The organism is Sphaerisporangium cinnabarinum, assembly GCF_055567015.1.
Genome location: NZ_JBVHRG010000008.1, coordinates 139020 through 157228 on the forward strand (window position 1 = coordinate 139020; position 18209 = coordinate 157228).

Consider the following 18209-nt stretch of genomic DNA (forward strand, 5'->3'; position numbering starts at 1 on the left):
GTGCGGGGCACCGGGGTGGGCCGATGGCGCGGGGCGCAGCCGCGCCGTCAGCGACGCGGGCGCATGAGGGGCGGGTCGAGCACCGCGGGCACGCTCGCGGGGGCGTCGTCCGGGTCGGGCGCGCCCAGGTCGGGCGCGGTGCCCGGGAGCGGGCCCGGCGCCGGGCGCGCCGCCCGGTAGAGCGCCGCGGGTCGCCCGGTCCCGCCCGACGTCGTGCGGCCCGTGTCCTCGAGGAACCCCGCGGTCGTCGTGGCCTTGCGGGAGAAGTTCCGGGGGTCGAGCCGCACGCCCCAGACGGCCTCGTAGACGCGCCGCAGGTCGGCGACGGTGAACTCGGGCGGGCAGAACGCCGTCGCGAGCGCGGAGTACTCGAGCTTGGCGCGAGCCCGCTCGACGCCGTCGGCGAGGATCCGCGCGTGGTCGAACGCGAGGCCGGGCCCCGGCCCGTCCTCGAGCAGGGGCTCGACGGGGTGCCAGGCGGCTCCCCCGGCGTCGGACCCGGCGTGCACGACGCCGAACTCGGGCGCGAGCAGGAGGTACGCGACCGAGAGGACCGGGCCGCGCGGGTCGCGGTCGAGCGGGCCGTACGTGCGGAGCTGCTCCAGGTGCCCGGGCGGACGGACGCCCGTCTCCTCCGCGAGCTCGCGGCGCGCCGCCCGGGAGAGCCGCTCGCCCGGCAGCACGAACCCGCCCGGGAGTGCGAGCGCGCCGCGGAAGGGCTCGACACCGCGCTCGACGAGGAGCACGCGCAGCGCGTCATCGCGCACCGTGAGCGCGACGACGTCGACCGTGACGGGCAGCAGGGCCGCGCCGGGCGGGACGTCGGGGGCCGGTGCGGCGGGTGCGCTCATGGGCCCATCGTCGCACATTCGCGTCAGGTTGACGAGAACCCGTCCGCGGACCTACGCTCGTTATCGTCAGGTTGACGAAAACAGATCGGAGACGACCATGGCCACCATCCGCACCTACCCGTGGACGCGGCACTTCCTCGGGAGCCCCACCGGGCACGTCGTACACCTGCGCCGTGGGCGCGTCGCCCACGAGGGCGTCGGCCAGGCGTTCTGGTTCCGGCCCACGACGTCGGTCCTCTCCGAGGTCCCCGTCGACGACCAGGAGCTCCCCGTCTTCTTCCACGCCGTGACCGCCGACCACCAGGACGTCACGGTGCAGGCCGGCGTGACGTACCGGTTCGCCGACCCGGTGACCGTCTCGCAGCGCCTCGACTTCGCGGTCGACCCGGGCAGCGGCGAGACGAGCACCGCCGGGCGCGACCAGGTGACGAGCATCGTCGGGCGCCTCGCGCAGAGCCGGGCCACCGACGCGCTCGCCGCGATGCCCCTCGCCGACGCCCTGACGAGCGGCGTGCCGCGCGTGCGCGACGTCCTCGCCGAGGCGCTGACCACCGACCCGCGCCTCACCACGACGGGCATCGTCGTCATCGGCGTCCAGGTGCTCGCCGTGCGGCCGGAGAAGGACGTCGAGCGCGCGCTCCAGACGCCCGCGCGCGAGCACGTGCAGGCCGAGGCCGACCGCGCGACCTACGAGCGCCGGGCCCTCGCCGTCGAGCGCGAGCGGGCGATCGCGGAGAACGAGCTCGCGAGCAAGATCGAGCTCGCGACCCGGCGCGAGCGCCTCGTCGCCCAGGAGGGCGCGAACGCGCGGCGCGAGGCCGAGGAGAAGGCGGCTGCGGCCCTCGTCGACGCCCGGGCGACCGCCGAGCGCGCCCAGCTCGCGACCGACGCCAAGGCGGAGCAGGTGCGCGTCGTCGGCGCGGCCGAGGCCGCCGCCGAGCAGGCTCGCATGGACGTGTACGCGAGCGCCGGGCAGGGCACGCTCCTCGCGCTCGCGCTGCGCGAGGCGGCCGGGTCGTTGCCCGACGTGCAGAACCTCACCATCACGCCCGACCTGCTCACCGGGGTGCTGTCGACCCTGGCCCGCGGGCTCGGCCCCGACGGCGGGTCGCCCGCCGCGGCGCCCGGGAAGGCGGCCTGACGATGCTCCGGCGACGTGCCGTCGTCGTGCACCGGCGCACCGAGCTCGACGACCTGCTGGACCGGCACGGGACGCGCGGCCAGGCGGAGTTCTTCCTCCGGTCGCGCGGCCGGTCGCTGGCCGAGGTGCAGGCGCGGCACGACGCCCTCACCGCCGCGCGCGACGCCGTCGTGGCCGCGCTGCCCGCGGGCTGGGCGCGCGCCGACGTCGAGCGCGCGGACCTGTCGCGGTTCCTCGTCGCGCCCGAGGACGTGGTGGTGGTCGTGGGGCAGGACGGCCTCGTCGCGAACGTCGCGAAGTACCTGCACGGCCAGCCGGTCCTCGGCGTCGACCCGGAGCCCGGCGTGAACGTGGGCGTGCTCGTGCGGCACCAGGTCGCGGCGGCGACGACCCTCCTGCGCGGGCTCGGGAGCGACGCCGAGGCGCCGGGCGGCGCGCCCGACCGGGTGGCGGTGCTGCCCGTCGACGCCCTGACCATGGTCCGCGCCGACCTCGACGACGGCCAGCACCTCACCGCGCTCAACGAGGTGTTCGTCGGGCACCCCAGCCACCAGAGCGCGCGCTACACGCTGCGCTGCGGGGCGGGCGAGGAGCGCCAGTCGTCGTCGGGCGTGCTCGTCGCGACGGGCACGGGCGCGACGGGCTGGTGGGCGTCGCTCGCGCACGACCGCGGCGGGCGGCGTGCCCCGGGGCGCACCGAGCACCGGCTCGGCTGGTTCGTCCGCGAGGCGTGGCCGTCACCCGCGACGGGTGTCTCGCTCACCGAGGGCGTCGTCGAGGAGGGGGCCGACGTCGCGCTCACCGTCGCCTCGGACCGGCTCGTCGTGTTCGGCGACGGCGTGGAGGACGACCGCCTCGTCGCCTCGTGGGGCCAGACGGTCACCGTCCGCACCGCCGACGCCCCGCTCCGCCTCGTGCGCCCCTGACCGATTTCACCCGGGTGATCCGTCGGGACCACGAGGGTCGATGGGTAGCATCGCAGCGGTCACGGGATCCCCATGACTCCCCCCTCCCGCGGGCCTGGCCTGCGGGGACGCCGACCCCACGAGCCCACCGAGGTCCCCGCCATGAGCACGCCCATCGCCTTCACCGACAACGTCCGCGACCTGTCGAACGCCGGGGGCTACCAGTTCGAGTTCCGGTGCGAGCGCTGCGGCAACGGCTACCGCTCCGCCTACCGGACGGACGTCGTCGCGAAGGGCAGCAGCCTCGTCCAGGCGGCGGGCCGGTTCTTCGGGGGCAAGGTCGCCGACCTCTCCTACGCGGCGGGGTCGTGGGCCGCGGACCGCCAGACCAACTCGCCGGCGAAGGACAAGGCGCTCGACGCCGCCGTCGGCGAGGTGCGCGACGCGTTCCGCCAGTGCCACGGGTGCGGCGACTGGATGTGCCACGAGGTCTGCTGGAACGACGTCGTCGGGCAGTGCGTGCGCTGCTCGCCCAAGCAGGTGGAGGAGCTCGCCCAGCTCCAGGCCGAGGCCCGCCGGTACCAGGTCCAGGAGCAGCTCCGCACGACCGACCTCGTCGGCGGCGCGGACCTCCGGACGGCCGCCGTGACGCGGTGCCCGTCGTGCGCCGCGAAGGTCGACGGCGGCAAGTTCTGCCCCGAGTGCGGCGAGCGCCTGGCGCAGGTCACCGCGTGCCGCGAGTGCGGCACCTCGAACGCCGCGGGCGCGCGCTTCTGCGCGGAGTGCGGCAGCCCCCAGACCGTCTGACCCCCAGCCGCCGAGCATGCGGCCACCGCCCGTCCGGGACCTCGGACGGGCAGTCACCCCATGCTCGCGGCCTGGTACGGGGTCAGTCTCCGTGTCGGGGGTCGTTCTGGTCTTGCTCGCGCCGGCGGCGGGCGCGGAGCACCGCCTCGCGGCGCTCGCCGATCGCGTCGCTCGTCAGGCTCGTGAGGCGGTCCTGCGCGGCGCGCGCCTCGGCGCGCTCCGCCTCGACGCGCGCCCGGTGCTCGGCCGACTGCGGGCGCGACCGGACGACGCGCGGGCCGTCGCGCATCACGTACCCGTCGGCGTGCCGCTCGAGCCACCGCTCGCGCCGCGCCGCGCGCACGCGCTCGCGGTGGAACCGCCAGTCCCACCGGCGCCGCAGGGCCACCACGGACCACGCGGCGAACGGCACCGCGGCCACCAGCAGCGCGACCCGCCAGCCGGGCGGCAGCGCCGTCGACGCCCCCGCGCTCGCGAGCACCCACGCGACACCGGCCGGGACCGCGGCCCCGGCCTCGCGGCGGTCGGGGTGCCAGCCGCAGACGGCGAGGCGCACGAGCGGGTCCGTGAGCCGCGAGCGCCGCTGCGGCTGGAGGGGCACGGGGAGCGGCCCGGGCACGGGCGGCCCGAGGGTCGTGCCCGGCGCGACCCGGCTCGTGAACGACAGCCGGTCGCCCCGGGACGACGGTCGCAGCGCCCGCCCGGCGTGCACGAACGACAGCGCGGCGAGCGGCCAGACGGCGCACGACAGGTACCACGCGACCGGGCCGGCGAGCGCCACGGCGACCGGCGCGAGGACCGCGAGCCGCCCGAGCACGGCACCCGGCGACGCGACGAGCTCGGCCCAGGGCTCCTGGTCCTGCGGCGGCGCGAGCAGGCCGTACGCCGCGGGCGCGAGGTACAGGCCCAGGAGGGCGAGCGAGACCGCCGTCCCCGCGAGCCCGACGGCGAGGTACCCGACCGGGCGCAGCAGCAGCGCGGCCCTCCCGGGCGGCGTCGCGTCGCGCGCCGTCCGCGGGTCGGGCGGCACGGTCTCGTCGGTCATCGCTCCCCCTCCGCCCGCGGCCTCACGCCTGCGCGCACGTCACCGGTCGGCCAGCCCGAGCACGTCGAGCACCCACGCGTCCTCGTACGCGACCTCGCGCCAGCCCTCGTAGCGGCCCGAGACCCCGCCGTGCCCGGCGTGCATCTCGATCTTCAGCAGCGCGGGCGCCCCCGCGGCGCGCAGCCGCGCGACCCACTTCGCGGGCTCGACGTAGAGCACGCGCGTGTCGTGGAACGACGTCACGGCGAGGATCCGCGGGTAGTGCGACGCGTCGTCGGGCACGTTCTCGTACGGCGTGTACGTGCGCATGTACCGGTAGACGTCGGGGTCGTGCAGCGGGTCGCCCCACTCGTCCCACTCGACGACCGTGAGCGGGAGCGACGGGTCGAGGATCGAGGTGAGCGCGTCGACGAACGGCACCTGCGCGAGCACGCCCGCGAAGAGCTCGGGCGCGAGGTTCGTCACCGCGCCCATGAGCAGGCCGCCCGCCGAGCCGCCCTGCGCGACGAGCCGCTCCGGGCTCGTCCAGCCCGCGTCGACGAGGTGCCGCGCGACCGCGACGAAGTCCGTGAACGTGGTGCGCTTGGCGAGCGTCTTGCCCTCGTCGTACCAGCGGCGCCCCATCTCGCCGCCGCCGCGGACGTGCGCGACGGCGAACACGACCCCCCGGTCGAGCAGCGACAGGCGGGAGATCGAGAACCCCGGGTCGATGCTGATCTCGTACGACCCGTAGCCGTACAGCAGGAGCGGCGCCGGCTCGGCGCCCGTGCCCGTCGCGTCGAGCCCGACGGCGTCCCGCCGCCACACGAGCGACACCGGCACCTGGGTGCCGTCCTCGGCCGTGGCCCACTCGCGGCGCTGCACGTAGTCCGCGGCGTCGTACCCGCCGAGCACGGGCTGCTGCTTGAGCAGCGTGAGCTCGTCGGTCTCGACCCGCAGGTCGTACACGGTCGACGGCGTGACGAAGCTCGTGTACCCCAGCCGGACGTTCGGCTGGTCCCACTCCGGGTTGGCGCCCAGCGCCGCGGTGTACAGCGGCTCGTCGAACTCGACCTCGTGCACGTGCCAGAGGTCGGCGGTGGGCGCCGGGGTGTCGCCCGTGCGGATCGGGGTGGGCAGGCCCGCGGGCCGCGGCGGCTCGGGGCTCGCGAGGTCGATCACGCCGACCCGCGACAGCGCGTCGCGCCGGTAGGAGACGACGAGGTGCCCGGCGAACGCGTCCACGCCCTCGAGCCGTGTCGCAGGGTCGTGCGGCACGACGACGGTCGCGTCGCCCGGCCCGGCCGAGACACCGACGCCGGCGACGCCGGGGAGGCCGGTGACGACGAGCTCGAAGTTCTCCGCACCGTCGTTGTGCAGGACGAGCAGGACGTCCCGCCCCTCCCCCGCCCCGCCGAGCACGGGGTCGGCGGTCGGGAACCACGTGCTCGGGAGGACGGCGTGCTCGACCGTGTACTCGACGCCCTCGCGGCGCGGCCAGACCACGCGCGCCTCGCCCGTCGGGTCGTCGGCGTCGATCAGCCACGTCTCGGACGTGATCTTCGAGCCCACGTCGATCTGCACGAACCGCTGCGAGCGCGAGACGCCGACCCCGACCCAGAACCGCTCGTCCGGCTCCTCGAAGACGACGACGTCCTGCGTCGCGGGCGTGCCCACCTCGTGGCGCCACACGCGCCAGGGCCGCCACGCGTCGTCGACCGTCGGGTAGAACACGTACCGGCCGTCCGGGGAGAAGACGGCGCCCGGGAACGTGCCCGGGACCTCGTCCACGAGGTCGGTGCCGGACTCCAGGTCGCGGATCCGCAGCGTGAACCGCTCGTCGCCGACGACGTCGACCGCGTACGCGAGCCGCGTCCCGTCGACCGAGACGTCGAACGAACCGAGCGAGAAGAACTCGTGGCCCTCGGCCTCGACGTTGTCGTCGAGGAGCACCTGCTCGCCCGGCACCGGCACGCCCGGCTCCAGCACGGGCGGCACCCAGGCCGACGGCGCGTCGCTGCCGAGGCTCGCGTCGATCGGCGCGCGGGCCCGGATCGGGTACTGCGACCCCTCGACCGTGCGCGCGTAGTACCAGTACGCGCCCTGGCGCACCGGGACGGACAGGTCCGTCTCGAGCGTGCGCGCCCGGATCTCCTCGAAGATGCGCTCGCGCAGCGGCTCGAGGTGCGCGAGGCGCGCCTCGGTGTACGCGTTCTCGGCCTCGAGGTGCGCGACGACCTCGGGCGACTCCTTGTCCCGCAGCCACTCGTAGTCGTCGTCGACCGTCTCGCCGTGGTGCGTCCGCGGCGACGGGCGGCGGGGCGCGACGGGCGCCTGCGGCGCCTCGGCCGCCTCGGGCTCGGGAGCGGACGGCATGGCGGGCTGCGTGCGGTCGTCGGGCATCTCGCCAGGGTAGTGCCGCGGCCCGGCGGCACCAGCGCACCGGCGTCCGGGAGCGTCAGCCGAGGAGGGCGACCGACCGCCCGTCCCAGCGCAGGAGCCGGCCCTGCGCCGGGAGGAGCCCGCCCCAGCCGCCGTCGAGGTTCTCGGACCACAGGACCGCGCCCGACGACAGCTCGAGCGCCACGACGCGCGAGCTCGCCCCCGTCGCGGGGTCGACCAGCACGAGGAAGGCGCACCGCCCGTCGGTGAACGCCTGCGTCACCACGACGCCGTGGCCGCGCTCGCCCGCGAGATCGTCCACGAACCGCGACCACGTCTGCTCGCCCGACAGCGCGTCCAGCCCCAGGACCGTGCTGGCCGTCCCGACGACGGCCGTGCCCTCCGCGACGACGTACACGGCCTCCGGCACGCGCGCGCCGTCGAACGTCCACAGGCGCGCGCCGTGCTCGTCGTAGGCGCGCAGGGCGATGCCGTCGCGCACGAGGAGCACGCCCGGAGCGGGGTCGTCGGTCGCCTGGGGGTCGAGCACCTCGCCGGGCACGTCGAGGAGCGGCGTCCCGTCCGGGTCGAGCACGCGGTCGGCGCGCAGGGCGCCGTCCGACCCCTGCCGGTCCGCGTCCAGGAGGAACCGCCCGCCCGCGAGCGGGACGACGCCGTCGGTCGGGACGTCCGGGTCGTCGAGGCGCTCGCCGTCCGGCAGGAACGAGGCCGCGACGCCGCAGCCGCCCACGTCGACCAGGGTCTCCGTCGCGACGAGCAGCAGCCGCTCCGGGTCGACCTCCTCGCCCCCGGTCTCGGCGTCCCACGACGTGCACGACCACGGGACGTCCTGGAACGGCAGCTCGTGCCGCCAGCGCACCGTCCCCGTCGCGGCGTCCTCGACCGTCACGACGACGTCCCGTCCGGCGACGCCGTCGACGGACTCGCCCGCGCCGGGGTCGACGGCGACCGGCGCGCCGCGCGGCTCGCCCGGCTCGCCCACGCGCTCGGCGCGCACGAGGCCGCCGTCCGGGCCGGGGACGAGCAGCGCCCCCGCGATCTCCGTCTGCCGCTGCCCCACGACCCGCCCGCGGCCGTCGATCACCGTGACGGTCGCGGTGCCCGCACCCGGCCGGGGCGGGGGGCTGACGTCGTCCCAGGACGGCGTGACCCCCGACCCGGCGACGCACACCACCGTGCGTGACGGCACCCCCGACCGCTCCCACGGGCTCCACGACCCGCACACGGCCTCGTCGCCGCCGACCGGCACGCGCCACGCCTCGGCGCCGCTGTCGAGGTCGAGCGCGACCGCCTCGTCGCCGTCCACCGTGACGAGGAGGCCGGGGAGGAAGGCCGTCCCGCGGTCCGCGGCGGCGGGAGCGCGCCAGCGCTCGGTCGGGGCGACGTCGAGCGCGCGGACCGCGCCGCGCGCCGTCTCCAGCCGCTCCTGCGCGTCCCGGCCGGCCACGGCGTCGACGACGAGCATCCCGCCGACGACGAGCACGACCACGCCCGTCGCGACCGCGGCGGCCACGACCCGACGGCGGCGGCCGGGCGCGCGCGGCGGCGCCCCTGAGCGTCCGGGCGGAGCCCCGGCCGGGAGCGCCCCCGGACCCGACGCCTCGGGCGGCGGCGCTCCGGGGGGCGGTGGGAGGGTCGTGCCGCGCGGCACGGCGTGCGGGCCGGCGAGCAGCACCGGGTGCGGCGCGTCGAGGAGGTCGAGGTCGTCGTCGGCCCCGACCGTGTCGACGAGCTCGAACGTCCGGCGGTCGTCACCGCCGTCTCCCCGTCGGAGCGGCACTCCCTCAGCGTAGGCCGGTCGTCAACCGAGCCGGACGACCTCCGACGGCCCGACCCGCAGGAGCCGGCCCTGGAGAGGGACGGGCCAGGAACCGTCGTCCGACCCGCCCTCGGCAGACCACGCGACGTGCCCGTCGGCGAGGTCGAGAGCGAGAAGGTCCGTCCTGCCGTCGTCCTGGTAGGCGAGCAGGATCGCTCGCCGCCCGTCCGTGTAGGCGGTCTCCGTCCAGCCGACGCTCCCGCCGGCCGCGGCCTCGACCGTCTCGCGGTCGAGGGACCAGCGCACCCGCCCCGTCGTCGCGTCGAGCCCGGTCATCCAGCCCGTGCTGGACCCCCCGGACACGACCACCGTGTCGTGCGTGGCGACGAGCACCGTCTCGGGCGCCACCACCTCGGACGAGCGCCACCGCTCGCGGCCGTCCCCGTCGAGCGCGACGAGCTCCCCCTCGTACCGGGCGAGGAGCGGCGCGTCCGAGCCGTCGGTCGAGCGGGGCACGAGGACCGGGCCGGGCGGCTCCCAGCGCACGCTGCCGTCGGCCCCGAGGACGGCGGGCGCCGCGTCGCTCGGAGCGGCCGACGACGTGCCCCAGGTGGAGCCGTAGCCCGTCGGGTCGCGGTAGTACGTCCCGTCCGGGAGCGCCACCACCGAGTCCAGGGGGTTGTCGGGGTCGTCGAGGCGCTCGCCGTCCGGCGTGAACCATCCCGTGACGCCGCAGCCCTCGACGCGCACGAGGCGCGGCTCGATCGCGGTCCACAGGTTCTCGAGCTCCGCCCGGATCGTCTCCGTCCCGTCCACCTCGGTCCAGCCGATGCACTGCCCGGCCCCCGCGACGAACGGCACGTCGGCCTCCCACCGCGCGTCCCCCGTGAGCGCGTCCTCGACGCGGACGACGGCGGGGCGCCCCAGGGGGAGGTCGGCGACCTCCCCGGTGGCCACGTCCTGCTCGACGACGGCGCCGTCGCCCGCGGGGACCTCGCCGACGCGCTGGGCCCGGAGGAGCACGCCGCCCGTCCCGGGGATCGGCGCGCCGCCGGCGGACGTCGTGTCGCGACGCCCGAGCACCTCGCCGTCGGCGGCGAGCACCGTGACCGCCCAGCCCGACGCGAGGACGCGGCCGGTCGCGGGGTCGAGCGGCAGGTCGGTCACGCCGCCGGGGCCGACGGCGTCCGGCACCGGCGCCACGCACACGAGCGTCGAGGCGGGCTCACCGAAGGGCAGCGACCACAGCAGCTGGCCGCCGCACGACGCGTGGGCGCCGACGTCGGCGCGCCAGCGCTCCACCCCCTCGTCGAGCGACCGCCCCACGGCGGTCCCGTCCTCGACCGTGACGACCACCCCGGGCAGGAACGCGAGCCCGCCGGTGACCTCGACGTCGGCGGACCAGCGCTCGACGGGCGCGTCCGGCAGCGGCTCCAGGCCGCCGGGCGCGGCCCGCAGCCGCTCCACGTCGGCCCGCCCCTGCCACGCGTCGACCGCGAGCATCCCGCCGAGCACGAGGGCGACACCGGCCGCGGCGACGACGATCGTGCGTCGGCCGCGGCGGGCCGCCCCACGCTCGGTCGGCCCGCCCTCGGTGGGCCGGTCCTCGGGCGATCCGTCCTCGGGCGAGCCTTCCTCGGCCGGGCTGCTCCCGGCCGGCTCGCTCCCGTACGGTCCGCCTGGCCCTGCCGGGTCGTCCGGGGCCTCGAACGACGCTCGGACGACCGGCGTCGTGCCCGACATCGGGCCCCGCGGCGCACCGGACGGCATCGACCGAGCACCGCCCGACGCGCCCGACGGGTCCGCGCCCGGGCCGTCCGCGCCGAGCTCGTCGTCCCCGTCGACGTCCTCGGACTCGACCAGCTCGAAGGTCAGTCGGTCCCGGGCGTCACGTCGTCGGAGCGGCACGCGGCCAGCCTAGGGCAGCCCGTCGGGCGGCGGACCCGCCTGGCACGGGCGGGTCCGCCCGTCACGCGACCCCGAGGTACGCCTCCTTGATGCTCGAGTCCGCGAGCAGCTCCCGGCCGCCGCCGCTGCGCACGACCTCGCCCGTCTCGAGCACGTACGCGCGGTGCGAGCGGGACAGCGCCTGCTGGGCGTTCTGCTCGACGAGCAGCACCGTCGTCCCCTGCGCGTTGATCTCCGACACGATGCGGAAGATCTGCTGGATGACCATGGGCGCGAGGCCCATCGACGGCTCGTCGAGGAGCAGGAGGCGCGGCCGGGCCATGAGCGCGCGCCCGATCGCGAGCATCTGCTGCTCGCCGCCCGACATGGTGCCGCCCACCTGCTCCTTGCGCTCCGCGAGCCGCGGGAAGAGGTCGAAGACGCGCTCGACCGTCTCGTCGTGCTCGGCCTTCGACGCGAACGTGCGCGCGTACGCACCCATCTCCAGGTTCTCGACGACCGTCATGCCCGGGAAGATGCCGCGACCCTCGGGCGCCTGCACGATGCCCTCGAGCACGCGCAGGTGCGCCTTCATCTTCGTGATGTCCTTGCCGTCGAAGAGCACCTTGCCGCGCGCCACCGGGCGGATGCCCGAGATGGCGCGCATCGTCGTGGTCTTCCCGGCGCCGTTGGCCCCGATGAGGGTGACGAGCTCACCCTCGTCGACGGTGATCGAGATGCCGCGCACGGCCTCGATCCGCCCGTAGGCGACCGTCATGTCCTGCAGCTCAAGCAGGGGCATGGCCGCTGCCTCCTTCGGTGGTGGGGGCCGCGGGCCCGACGCCGTCCGGGCCGGCCAGCTCCTCGTCCGGGACGCCGAGGTACGCCGCGACGACCTTGGGGTCGTTCGTGACCTCGTCCGGCGTGCCGTCCGCGATGACGCGCCCGAACTCGAGCACGACGATCCGGTCGGTCACCCCGCGCACGAGGCGCATGTCGTGCTCGATGAGCAGGACGGTGTACCCGTCGTCGCGGATGTGGCGGATGAGGTCCATGAGGGACTCCTTCTCCGCCGGGTTGAAGCCCGCCGCCGGCTCGTCGAGGCACAGCAGCTTCGGCTCGGTCGCCAGCGCCCGCGCGATCTCGAGCCGGCGCTGGTCGCCGTACGAGAGGTTGCGCGCCTTCTCCGTCGCGCGCCCGCCGACGCCGACGAACTCGAGCAGCGCGAGCGCACGGTCGATCGCGTCCCGCTCCTCGCGCCGGTGCCGCGGTGTGCGCAGCAGCGCCCCGGGGACCGACGTGCGGTGCCGCGCGTCCGACCCGACGACGACGTTCTCCAGCGCGGTCATCTCGTTGAACAGGCGGATGTTCTGGAACGTGCGGGCGATGCCGCGCTGCGTGATCCGGTAGCGCTTGAGCTTGCCCACCGGGGAGCCGTCGAAGACGACCTGCCCCTGGGTGGGCCGGTAGACGCCCGTCATCGCGTTGAACGCGGTCGTCTTGCCCGCGCCGTTCGGGCCGATGAGCCCGAGGATCTCGCCGCGCCGGATGTCGAACGTCACGTCGTCGAGCGCCACGAGGCCGCCGAACTGGACCGTGACGTTCTGCATCTGGAGCAGCGGCTCGCCGACGCGCGCGTGGACCGTGCGGTCCGGCGCGACCATCGCGTCGACGAGCTCGGGGTTCGCGAGCTCGGGGCGCACGTCCGCGACGTCGACGACCGCCGGCTCCTCGAGGACGGCTCCGGGCATGTACAGGTCGGCACGCGACGAGTCGGCGCGGCCCGACGACGCGAGGTGCTCGTCGCCGTGCTCGCCGCCCGCGCCGATGCCGCCGGGGTCGTGGGTGCTCATCGGGTCTCCTCCCCGGTCGTCGTGCCGTCTGCGCCGGTCCCGGTCGTCGTGCCCGTCGCGCGGGAGCCGCCCGACGCCGTCGCGACGGCCGGGGAGCCCGGCCGGGCGCCGTCGTCGGACCCGCCGCGCGTGACGGCCTGCGCCGCGCGGCGCGCGGCGACGTAGAGCTCGCGCCCGTAGGCGAGGAGCTTCTGCCGGACGGGGAGGAGCCCCTGCGGGCGGAAGATCATGAGCACGACCAGCGCGATCCCGAAGAACAGGTACCGGTAGCTCGCGATCTCGTTGCCGTTGATCGGGATGCCGAACAGCTCCGTGCGGCCGAGGAAGAAGTTCGGCAGGTACACGATGATGAACGCGCCGAGGATCACCCCGAGCTTGTTCCCCTGGCCGCCGAGCACGACGGCGCACAGGAAGAGCACGGAGTTGATGACGTTGAAGTTCGTCGGGATGACGAACTGGACCTGCCCGGCGTAGAGCGCGCCCGCGACGCCGCCGATCGACGCCCCGATGACGAACGCCCACAGCTTGAAGCGGAACGTCGGGACGCCCATGATCTCGGCCGCGTCCTCGTCCTCGCGGATCGCGACCCAGGCGCGCCCGACGCGCGAGCGCTCCAGGTTCCCCACGAGCAGCAGCGAGATGACGATGAACACGAGGCTCAGCCAGTACCACCACACGCCCGAGTTGAGCGTGCCCGCGGCGTTGCCCGCGGAGAAGACGCCGTTGGGCAGCTCCTCCGTGACGCCCACCCGGGGGTAGGCGACGCCGCGCAGACCCTGGCCGCCGCCCGTCAGCTCGTCGAGGTTGTCCGCGAGGAGGCGGACGATCTCGCCGAAGCCGAGCGTGACGATGGCGAGGTAGTCGCCGCGCAGGCGCAGCGTCGGCGAGCCGAGGATCAGCCCGGACAACGACGTGATCGCGACCGCGATCGGCAGCGCCGCGAGCCACGCCCAGTCCTTCGACAGCCACTCGTCGGTCTGGTTCCACGGGCTGTCGGGGCTCGTGAGTATCGCGACCGTGTACGCGCCGATGGCGTAGAAGCCGACGTAGCCCAGGTCGAGCAGGCCCGCCTGGCCGACGACCACGTTGAGGCCGATGGCGATGAGCGCGATCATGCCGAACTGCGCCATGACGCCGCCGAAGTTGGTGCCCACCGTGGTGAGCACCGGGATGTTGAGGATCGGCACGAGCGCGAGGAAGAGCAGGAACGGCACGCCGATCGCCCACTGGGTGGGCCGGGCCTGGGCGTCCCACCACAGGCGCAGCCGGTCGCCGACGCCGCTGTGCGGCCGGTCCTTCGTCGCGACGCGGCCGGCGGGCGGCATCGCGGTGGGGCGACCGCCGTCGGGCGCGGGGCCGGGTGAAGGTGCGGGTGTCGAGGTGCTCATGCGCGGGCCCTCCCCAGCGACTCCCCGAGGATGCCCGTCGGGCGGAACATCAGGACGATGATGAGGAGCGCGAACGCGACCACGTCGCGCCACTCCGTGCCGAACACGACCTGGCCGTAGTTCTCCATGACGCCGAGCAGCAGACCTCCGAGCAGCGCGCCGCGCAGGTTGCCGATGCCACCCAGCACCGCGGCGCAGAACGCCTTGATGCCAAGGATGAAGCCGCCGGAGTAGATGATCCCGTTCGGCACGCGCAGCGTGTAGAGCAGCGCGGCCGCGCCGGCGAGGATGCCGCCGATGAGGAACGTCAGCATGATGACGCGCTCGCGCGAGACGCCCATGAGGGTCGCGGTCACCGGGTCCTGCGCGACGGCGCGGATGCCGCGGCCGAACTTGGTCCGGTTGATGAACATGTCGGTCGCGAGCGCGAGGACGAGCGCGGACAGGATGATGACGAGCGTGATGTTCGTGACCGGCGCGCCGCCGATCGTGAACTGCACCTCGGGCTGGACGAGCCGGATCGGCTGCTGCGCGTTGACGCCGCCGAGCGTGCCGCCCGTGAGCTTCGGCAGCACGAAGTGCACGAACTCCTGGATGATGAACGACATCCCGATCGCGGTGATGAGGAAGACGAGCGCCGGTGCGCCGCGCCGTCGCAGCGGCCGGTACGCCACGCGTTCCAGCCCGACGGCGGCACCGCCCGCGACGAGCATCCCGCCGAGCATCGCGATGCCGAGGTAGAGCACCGTCAGGGCGATGCCCTTGTCGTACGCGTTCCCGCTCGGGTAGAAGCCGAGGAGCATGAGCGTCGCGTACTGCCCGAACATGCCGAGCATGAAGACCTCGGAGTGGGCGAAGTTGATGAGCCGCAGCACGCCGTAGACGAGCGTGTAGCCGACGGCGACGAGCGCGTAGATCGCGCCGTAGGTGAGGCCCTCGATGGTGAGGCCCCAGAAGTTCCGGGCGAGGCCCGCGATGTTGAAGTCGATGAGGGACTGGTGGACGAGGGGGCCGGCGGTCGCGCTGTGCATCAGCGCGTCAGCAAGAGCGGGCATGACGCTCCCTGGTTCGTTCTCTGGGGTACGAGGTCGTGGTCCACGACGGGCGCCCCGCCGACCGGTCCCCGCGCGGGGCGGGGACGTCGGGGCGGGGCGCCCGTCGTCGTCGGACTACTGGACCTCGTAGATCCAGATGAGCGCCGAGGCGAGCTCGCCCGTGTCGTCCCACTCGTAGGCGCGGGCCAGGCCCTCACCGGAGTAGTTCGCCACGTAGTCGATCAGGCCCGCACGGTCGGTCACGCCGGAGGCGATGCCCGTGAGCATGATCGTCGCGAGGTCGTAGCCCTCGACCGAGTACACGCCCGGCGCCTGGCCGTTCGTCTCCTCGTAGGTGGCCGCGAAGTCGTCCGGGGCCGGGCCGCACGGGCAGGAGAGGATCGCGCCCTTCGACGCGGCGCCCGCCTGCGAGACGAACTGCGGGTCGTTCGTGCCGTCCGCCGAGACGAACGGGATGTCGACGCCGCCGTCGCGCAGGCCCTGCACGAACGGCGCGGCCTCCGCGTAGTAGCCGGCGTAGAAGACGGCGTCCGCGTCGGCGCCGGAGATGATCTGCACGGCGGCCGAGAAGTCCTTGTCGCCGGTCTTGACCTCGGCGGCGCAGTCCTCGTTCGCCGCGTCGCCCAGGCCCTCGGTGATCTGCTGGGCGAGGCCGATGCCGTAGTCCGAGTTGTCGGAGACGACGCAGACGCTGCCGAAGTCCTTCGTGTTGACGAGGTACTTCGCGACCGACGGGCCCTGGACGGCGTCGTTGGCGAGACCGCGGAAGAAGTTCGTCCAGCCGTTCTTCGTGAGGTCGGGGTTGGTCGCCGACGCCGTGAGCGACAGCAGGCCGGCCTGGTTGAACACGTCGCCCGTGGCGGCCGTCTCGCCCGAGAACGCCGGGCCGAGCAGGCCGAGCACGCTCGCGTCGCCGACGATCTGCGGGGCGACCTGGGTCGCCTTCTGCGGGTCGCCCTCGGTGTCGAACGGCTTCAGCGTGACCTGGCAGCCCGGGTTCGCCTCGTTGAACGCGTCCACCGCGACCTGGGCGCCGTACTGGATGTTGAGGCCGAGCGCGGCGTTCGGGCCCGTGAGGGCTCCGGCCACCGCGATCGAGGTGCCGTCGGCGCACTCGGCGCTGCCGTCACCGGCGGGGTCCACCGGGTTGCCGGCCGCGGTCGCCTCGACCTCGGCACCGTCGATGTCGATCTGGACCGACGGGACGATGCTCAGGTCGGCCGAGCCGCCGCCGTCGTCAGTCTCGGTCGACGTCCCGGTCGTCTCGTCGCCGCCGCCCTGGGACTGGGGACCGCAGGCGGTGAGGACGAGGGTGGCCGCGAGGAGCAGGGCGGCACCCCCGCTCGCCCGTCGTGCTGTGCGATGCATGCCAACCTCCGTGGTCCTGATCCCCGCGGAGGCAGCCAAGCCGCCTCTCTCCGCGGTCGATCGCTGAATTCAACACTGAATTGCGTGCTGAATAGTGACACAGGTCACCCGGGGACGAAACCTCCCCGCGGCCGCGCCGTCCGGAGCCCTCCGCGGCATCTCGGAGGGCTCCGGACCCACGGATCCGCGGGAGGGGGCGCCTCCGCGTTCCTGGGTGACGTGAACGTAGGCGGATCGGGTTTCGTGAGACGCAGGGAGTTGTTACCGACTCGTAACGCAAGGGTCTCGTTTCGTTCCGTGAACGGTACGAACGTCCCGTTCCGAGCCCTCGACGCCCTCCTCGGCGGCGCTCTCCTCGCACCTCGCGGGGGCCTCCCGGGGAACGTCCGGGCGCCTCCGGGCGCGCTCCCTGCGCCCGCCGTCGTGGCCGCCGCGAGCGTCTGCACGACAGCTCTCGGCAACCCATGGCCAAGAGGGGGCCTACCATGTACGGTTGTCTCCGAGATTGCAGTGCCTCGCTTGTCCTCGCGTCGACGTGACCGCCACCCGGCGGGTGCCCGGCGGACCTTGTTACCCAAGAGTTGACGACGAACACCGTGATGTACTCCCCTGCGCCCGCGGGGGGTGTTTCCACACTCTTGAAGGAGTAACAATGGCTACCGGAACCGTGAAGTGGTTCAACAGCGAGAAGGGCTACGGCTTCATCGCCCCCGAGGACGGCTCCGCCGACGTGTTCGCGCACTACTCCGCGATCCAGTCGCAGGGCTTCCGCACGCTGGAGGAGAACCAGCGCGTCGAGTTCGACGTGACGCAGGGCCCGAAGGGCCCGCAGGCGGAGAACATCCGCCCGGTCTGACCCGATCTCCTCGGTAGCGGCTCGCCGCACCGATCGATCGTTCACCGAGTGCCCCCGACCGTCCGGTCGGGGGCACTCGTGCGTTTCGGGGAGCCGCGGCGGCGTCGGTCGCTGCGCCAGACGCCACCGGGCGCGGAGCCGCTCTCAGAACTCGCCGAAGCCGCCGAAGTCGTCGAACCCGCCGCCGTCGAAGCCCCCGCCGTCGAACCCGCCGCCGTCGGCACCGCCCGCGGGGTCCCCGCCCGACGCCTCGACGGCACCGCCGTCCGCGCCGCCCTCGGCGGCGCCCGGGTCCTCGCCGGCGCCCGCTGCCGTGTCCTCGGCCACGGGCTGGCTCGGGTCCGCGAACGCGGGCCCGAAGAGGGCGTTCGCGACCGCGGACCCGATGACGACGCCCGCGATCGTGCCGAGCAGGCTGGAGCCGACCATCGCGCCGAAGCCGGGGCCCGCCTGGCCCCGGCCCGCGAAGGTGCGCTCCAGCGTCCCGGGCTGCCGCATCTCCGCCCGCGTCGCCATGCGCGCGAGGTCCTGCGGGGCGTCCGACGTCGCCCGCTCCCCCGCCGGGACCTGCTCGCCGAGCTCGGCGAGCACCTGTCGGCGCTGCTCGGGCGTGAGCCGGGCGAAGGCCTCGGCGTGCGCCTGCTCGACGGCGTCCGGCGGCGCGGTGCGCAGCAGGTAGCGGTACCGGTCGATCGCGACCTGGTCCGGCGTGCGCTGCCCGGCCGCCGGCCGGGCGTCCTGCGGGGCGCTGCCGTACGCGGGCTGCTGGGCCGGGTACTGGGTCGGGTAGGGGTTCGCGGGCTGCGTCGAGGGTTGGGCGCCGTAGGGGCCCGTGTGCTGCGGCGCGCCGCCGTGGTCTCGCGGCTCGCGGCCGAGGAGCCGGTCCAGGAATCCCATGGGTCGTCCTCCGGG

The 18209-nt window shown here is 75.0% G+C and carries 15 protein-coding genes; 4 read left to right on the forward strand and 11 right to left on the reverse strand.

Annotated features, from left to right (window positions below):
* Nucleotides 1-47: 47 nt before the first annotated feature.
* Nucleotides 48-851: an NUDIX domain-containing protein gene (locus tag ACZ4MO_RS13070; protein WP_175009712.1), complete on the reverse strand. Its 804-nt coding sequence runs from the start codon at nucleotides 849-851 to the stop codon at nucleotides 48-50.
* Between the two features lie 97 nt (nucleotides 852-948).
* On the opposite strand from ACZ4MO_RS13070, the gene ACZ4MO_RS13075 reads away from it, so the two are divergent.
* The 3 genes from ACZ4MO_RS13075 (at nucleotide 949) to ACZ4MO_RS13085 (ending at nucleotide 3704) form a co-directional block, all read left to right on the forward strand.
* Nucleotides 949-1992, forward strand: a complete 1044-nt coding sequence (locus ACZ4MO_RS13075; RefSeq protein WP_175009713.1) for an SPFH domain-containing protein — start codon at nucleotides 949-951, stop codon at nucleotides 1990-1992.
* A 2-nt stretch (nucleotides 1993-1994) separates the two neighbouring features.
* Nucleotides 1995-2918, forward strand: a complete 924-nt coding sequence (locus ACZ4MO_RS13080) for a diacylglycerol kinase catalytic domain-containing protein (RefSeq protein WP_175009714.1) — start codon at nucleotides 1995-1997, stop codon at nucleotides 2916-2918.
* Between the two features lie 141 nt (nucleotides 2919-3059).
* Entirely contained in the window at nucleotides 3060-3704 is a 645-nt protein-coding gene (locus tag ACZ4MO_RS13085; protein WP_222592419.1) for a zinc ribbon domain-containing protein, read from the forward strand.
* 82 nt (nucleotides 3705-3786) lie between these two features.
* Here the strand turns inward: ACZ4MO_RS13085 and ACZ4MO_RS13090 are convergent, their stop codons facing one another.
* The 9 genes from ACZ4MO_RS13090 to ACZ4MO_RS13130 all read right to left on the reverse strand — a co-directional run bounded on the left by ACZ4MO_RS13090 (nucleotide 3787) and on the right by ACZ4MO_RS13130 (nucleotide 16441).
* Nucleotides 3787-4749 (reverse strand): hypothetical protein, encoded by a 963-nt coding sequence (locus ACZ4MO_RS13090; protein ID WP_175009715.1) that lies wholly within the window; start codon nucleotides 4747-4749, stop codon nucleotides 3787-3789.
* Nucleotides 4750-4788: 39 nt separating this feature from the next.
* On the reverse strand, nucleotides 4789-7131 hold the full coding sequence (locus ACZ4MO_RS13095) for a S9 family peptidase (RefSeq protein ID WP_499279047.1): 2343 nt from the start codon (nucleotides 7129-7131) through the stop codon (nucleotides 4789-4791).
* Nucleotides 7132-7186: 55 nt separating this feature from the next.
* A complete protein-coding gene (locus ACZ4MO_RS13100; RefSeq protein WP_175009716.1) occupies nucleotides 7187-8911 on the reverse strand; it encodes an outer membrane protein assembly factor BamB family protein in 1725 nt (574 codons plus the stop codon).
* Nucleotides 8912-8932: 21 nt separating this feature from the next.
* Nucleotides 8933-10798 (reverse strand): outer membrane protein assembly factor BamB family protein, encoded by a 1866-nt coding sequence (locus tag ACZ4MO_RS13105; RefSeq protein WP_175009717.1) that lies wholly within the window; start codon nucleotides 10796-10798, stop codon nucleotides 8933-8935.
* Between the two features lie 61 nt (nucleotides 10799-10859).
* The gene (locus ACZ4MO_RS13110; protein WP_074803624.1) at nucleotides 10860-11579 is read right to left on the reverse strand and encodes an ABC transporter ATP-binding protein; all 720 of its coding nucleotides are present in this window, start codon (nucleotides 11577-11579) and stop codon (nucleotides 10860-10862) included.
* A complete protein-coding gene (locus ACZ4MO_RS13115) occupies nucleotides 11566-12630 on the reverse strand; it encodes an ABC transporter ATP-binding protein (protein ID WP_021483128.1) in 1065 nt (354 codons plus the stop codon). The genes ACZ4MO_RS13110 and ACZ4MO_RS13115 overlap by 14 nt, the downstream gene beginning before the upstream one ends.
* Nucleotides 12627-14018 (reverse strand): branched-chain amino acid ABC transporter permease, encoded by a 1392-nt coding sequence (locus ACZ4MO_RS13120; protein WP_209829002.1) that lies wholly within the window; start codon nucleotides 14016-14018, stop codon nucleotides 12627-12629. The genes ACZ4MO_RS13115 and ACZ4MO_RS13120 overlap by 4 nt, the downstream gene beginning before the upstream one ends.
* Entirely contained in the window at nucleotides 14015-15073 is a 1059-nt protein-coding gene (locus ACZ4MO_RS13125; RefSeq protein ID WP_043657230.1) for a branched-chain amino acid ABC transporter permease, read from the reverse strand. The genes ACZ4MO_RS13120 and ACZ4MO_RS13125 overlap by 4 nt, the downstream gene beginning before the upstream one ends.
* 114 nt (nucleotides 15074-15187) lie before the next feature.
* Nucleotides 15188-16441 carry a branched-chain amino acid ABC transporter substrate-binding protein gene (locus tag ACZ4MO_RS13130; RefSeq protein ID WP_108051345.1) on the reverse strand — a complete coding sequence of 418 codons (1254 nt, stop codon included), beginning with the start codon at nucleotides 16439-16441 and terminating at the stop codon, nucleotides 15188-15190.
* A 652-nt stretch (nucleotides 16442-17093) separates the two neighbouring features.
* Here ACZ4MO_RS13130 and cspE point away from each other — a divergent pair.
* Nucleotides 17094-17297, forward strand: a complete 204-nt coding sequence (gene cspE, locus ACZ4MO_RS13135) for a transcription antiterminator/RNA stability regulator CspE (RefSeq protein WP_009861351.1) — start codon at nucleotides 17094-17096, stop codon at nucleotides 17295-17297.
* Between the two features lie 144 nt (nucleotides 17298-17441).
* On the opposite strand, the gene ACZ4MO_RS13140 is transcribed toward cspE, so the two are convergent.
* Nucleotides 17442-18194, reverse strand: a complete 753-nt coding sequence (locus tag ACZ4MO_RS13140; RefSeq protein ID WP_175009718.1) for a hypothetical protein — start codon at nucleotides 18192-18194, stop codon at nucleotides 17442-17444.
* Between the last annotated feature and the right edge of the window lie 15 nt (nucleotides 18195-18209).

Bases quoted from the DNA above. Each gene is read 5' to 3' on its own strand.
- ACZ4MO_RS13120 (WP_209829002.1), bottom strand. From the start codon at position 14,018: ATGAGCACCTCGACACCCGCACCTTCACCCGGCCCCGCGCCCGACGGC.
- ACZ4MO_RS13070 (WP_175009712.1), bottom strand. From the start codon at position 851: ATGAGCGCACCCGCCGCACCGGCCCCCGACGTCCCGCCCGGCGCGGCC.
- ACZ4MO_RS13090 (WP_175009715.1), bottom strand. From the start codon at position 4,749: ATGACCGACGAGACCGTGCCGCCCGACCCGCGGACGGCGCGCGACGCG.
- ACZ4MO_RS13125 (WP_043657230.1), bottom strand. From the start codon at position 15,073: ATGCCCGCTCTTGCTGACGCGCTGATGCACAGCGCGACCGCCGGCCCC.
- ACZ4MO_RS13115 (WP_021483128.1), bottom strand. From the start codon at position 12,630: ATGAGCACCCACGACCCCGGCGGCATCGGCGCGGGCGGCGAGCACGGC.
- ACZ4MO_RS13140 (WP_175009718.1), bottom strand. From the start codon at position 18,194: ATGGGATTCCTGGACCGGCTCCTCGGCCGCGAGCCGCGAGACCACGGC.
- ACZ4MO_RS13075 (WP_175009713.1), top strand. From the start codon at position 949: ATGGCCACCATCCGCACCTACCCGTGGACGCGGCACTTCCTCGGGAGC.
- ACZ4MO_RS13110 (WP_074803624.1), bottom strand. From the start codon at position 11,579: ATGCCCCTGCTTGAGCTGCAGGACATGACGGTCGCCTACGGGCGGATC.
- ACZ4MO_RS13130 (WP_108051345.1), bottom strand. From the start codon at position 16,441: ATGCATCGCACAGCACGACGGGCGAGCGGGGGTGCCGCCCTGCTCCTC.
- cspE (WP_009861351.1), top strand. From the start codon at position 17,094: ATGGCTACCGGAACCGTGAAGTGGTTCAACAGCGAGAAGGGCTACGGC.
- ACZ4MO_RS13095 (WP_499279047.1), bottom strand. From the start codon at position 7,131: ATGCCCGACGACCGCACGCAGCCCGCCATGCCGTCCGCTCCCGAGCCC.
- ACZ4MO_RS13085 (WP_222592419.1), top strand. From the start codon at position 3,060: ATGAGCACGCCCATCGCCTTCACCGACAACGTCCGCGACCTGTCGAAC.
- ACZ4MO_RS13080 (WP_175009714.1), top strand. From the start codon at position 1,995: ATGCTCCGGCGACGTGCCGTCGTCGTGCACCGGCGCACCGAGCTCGAC.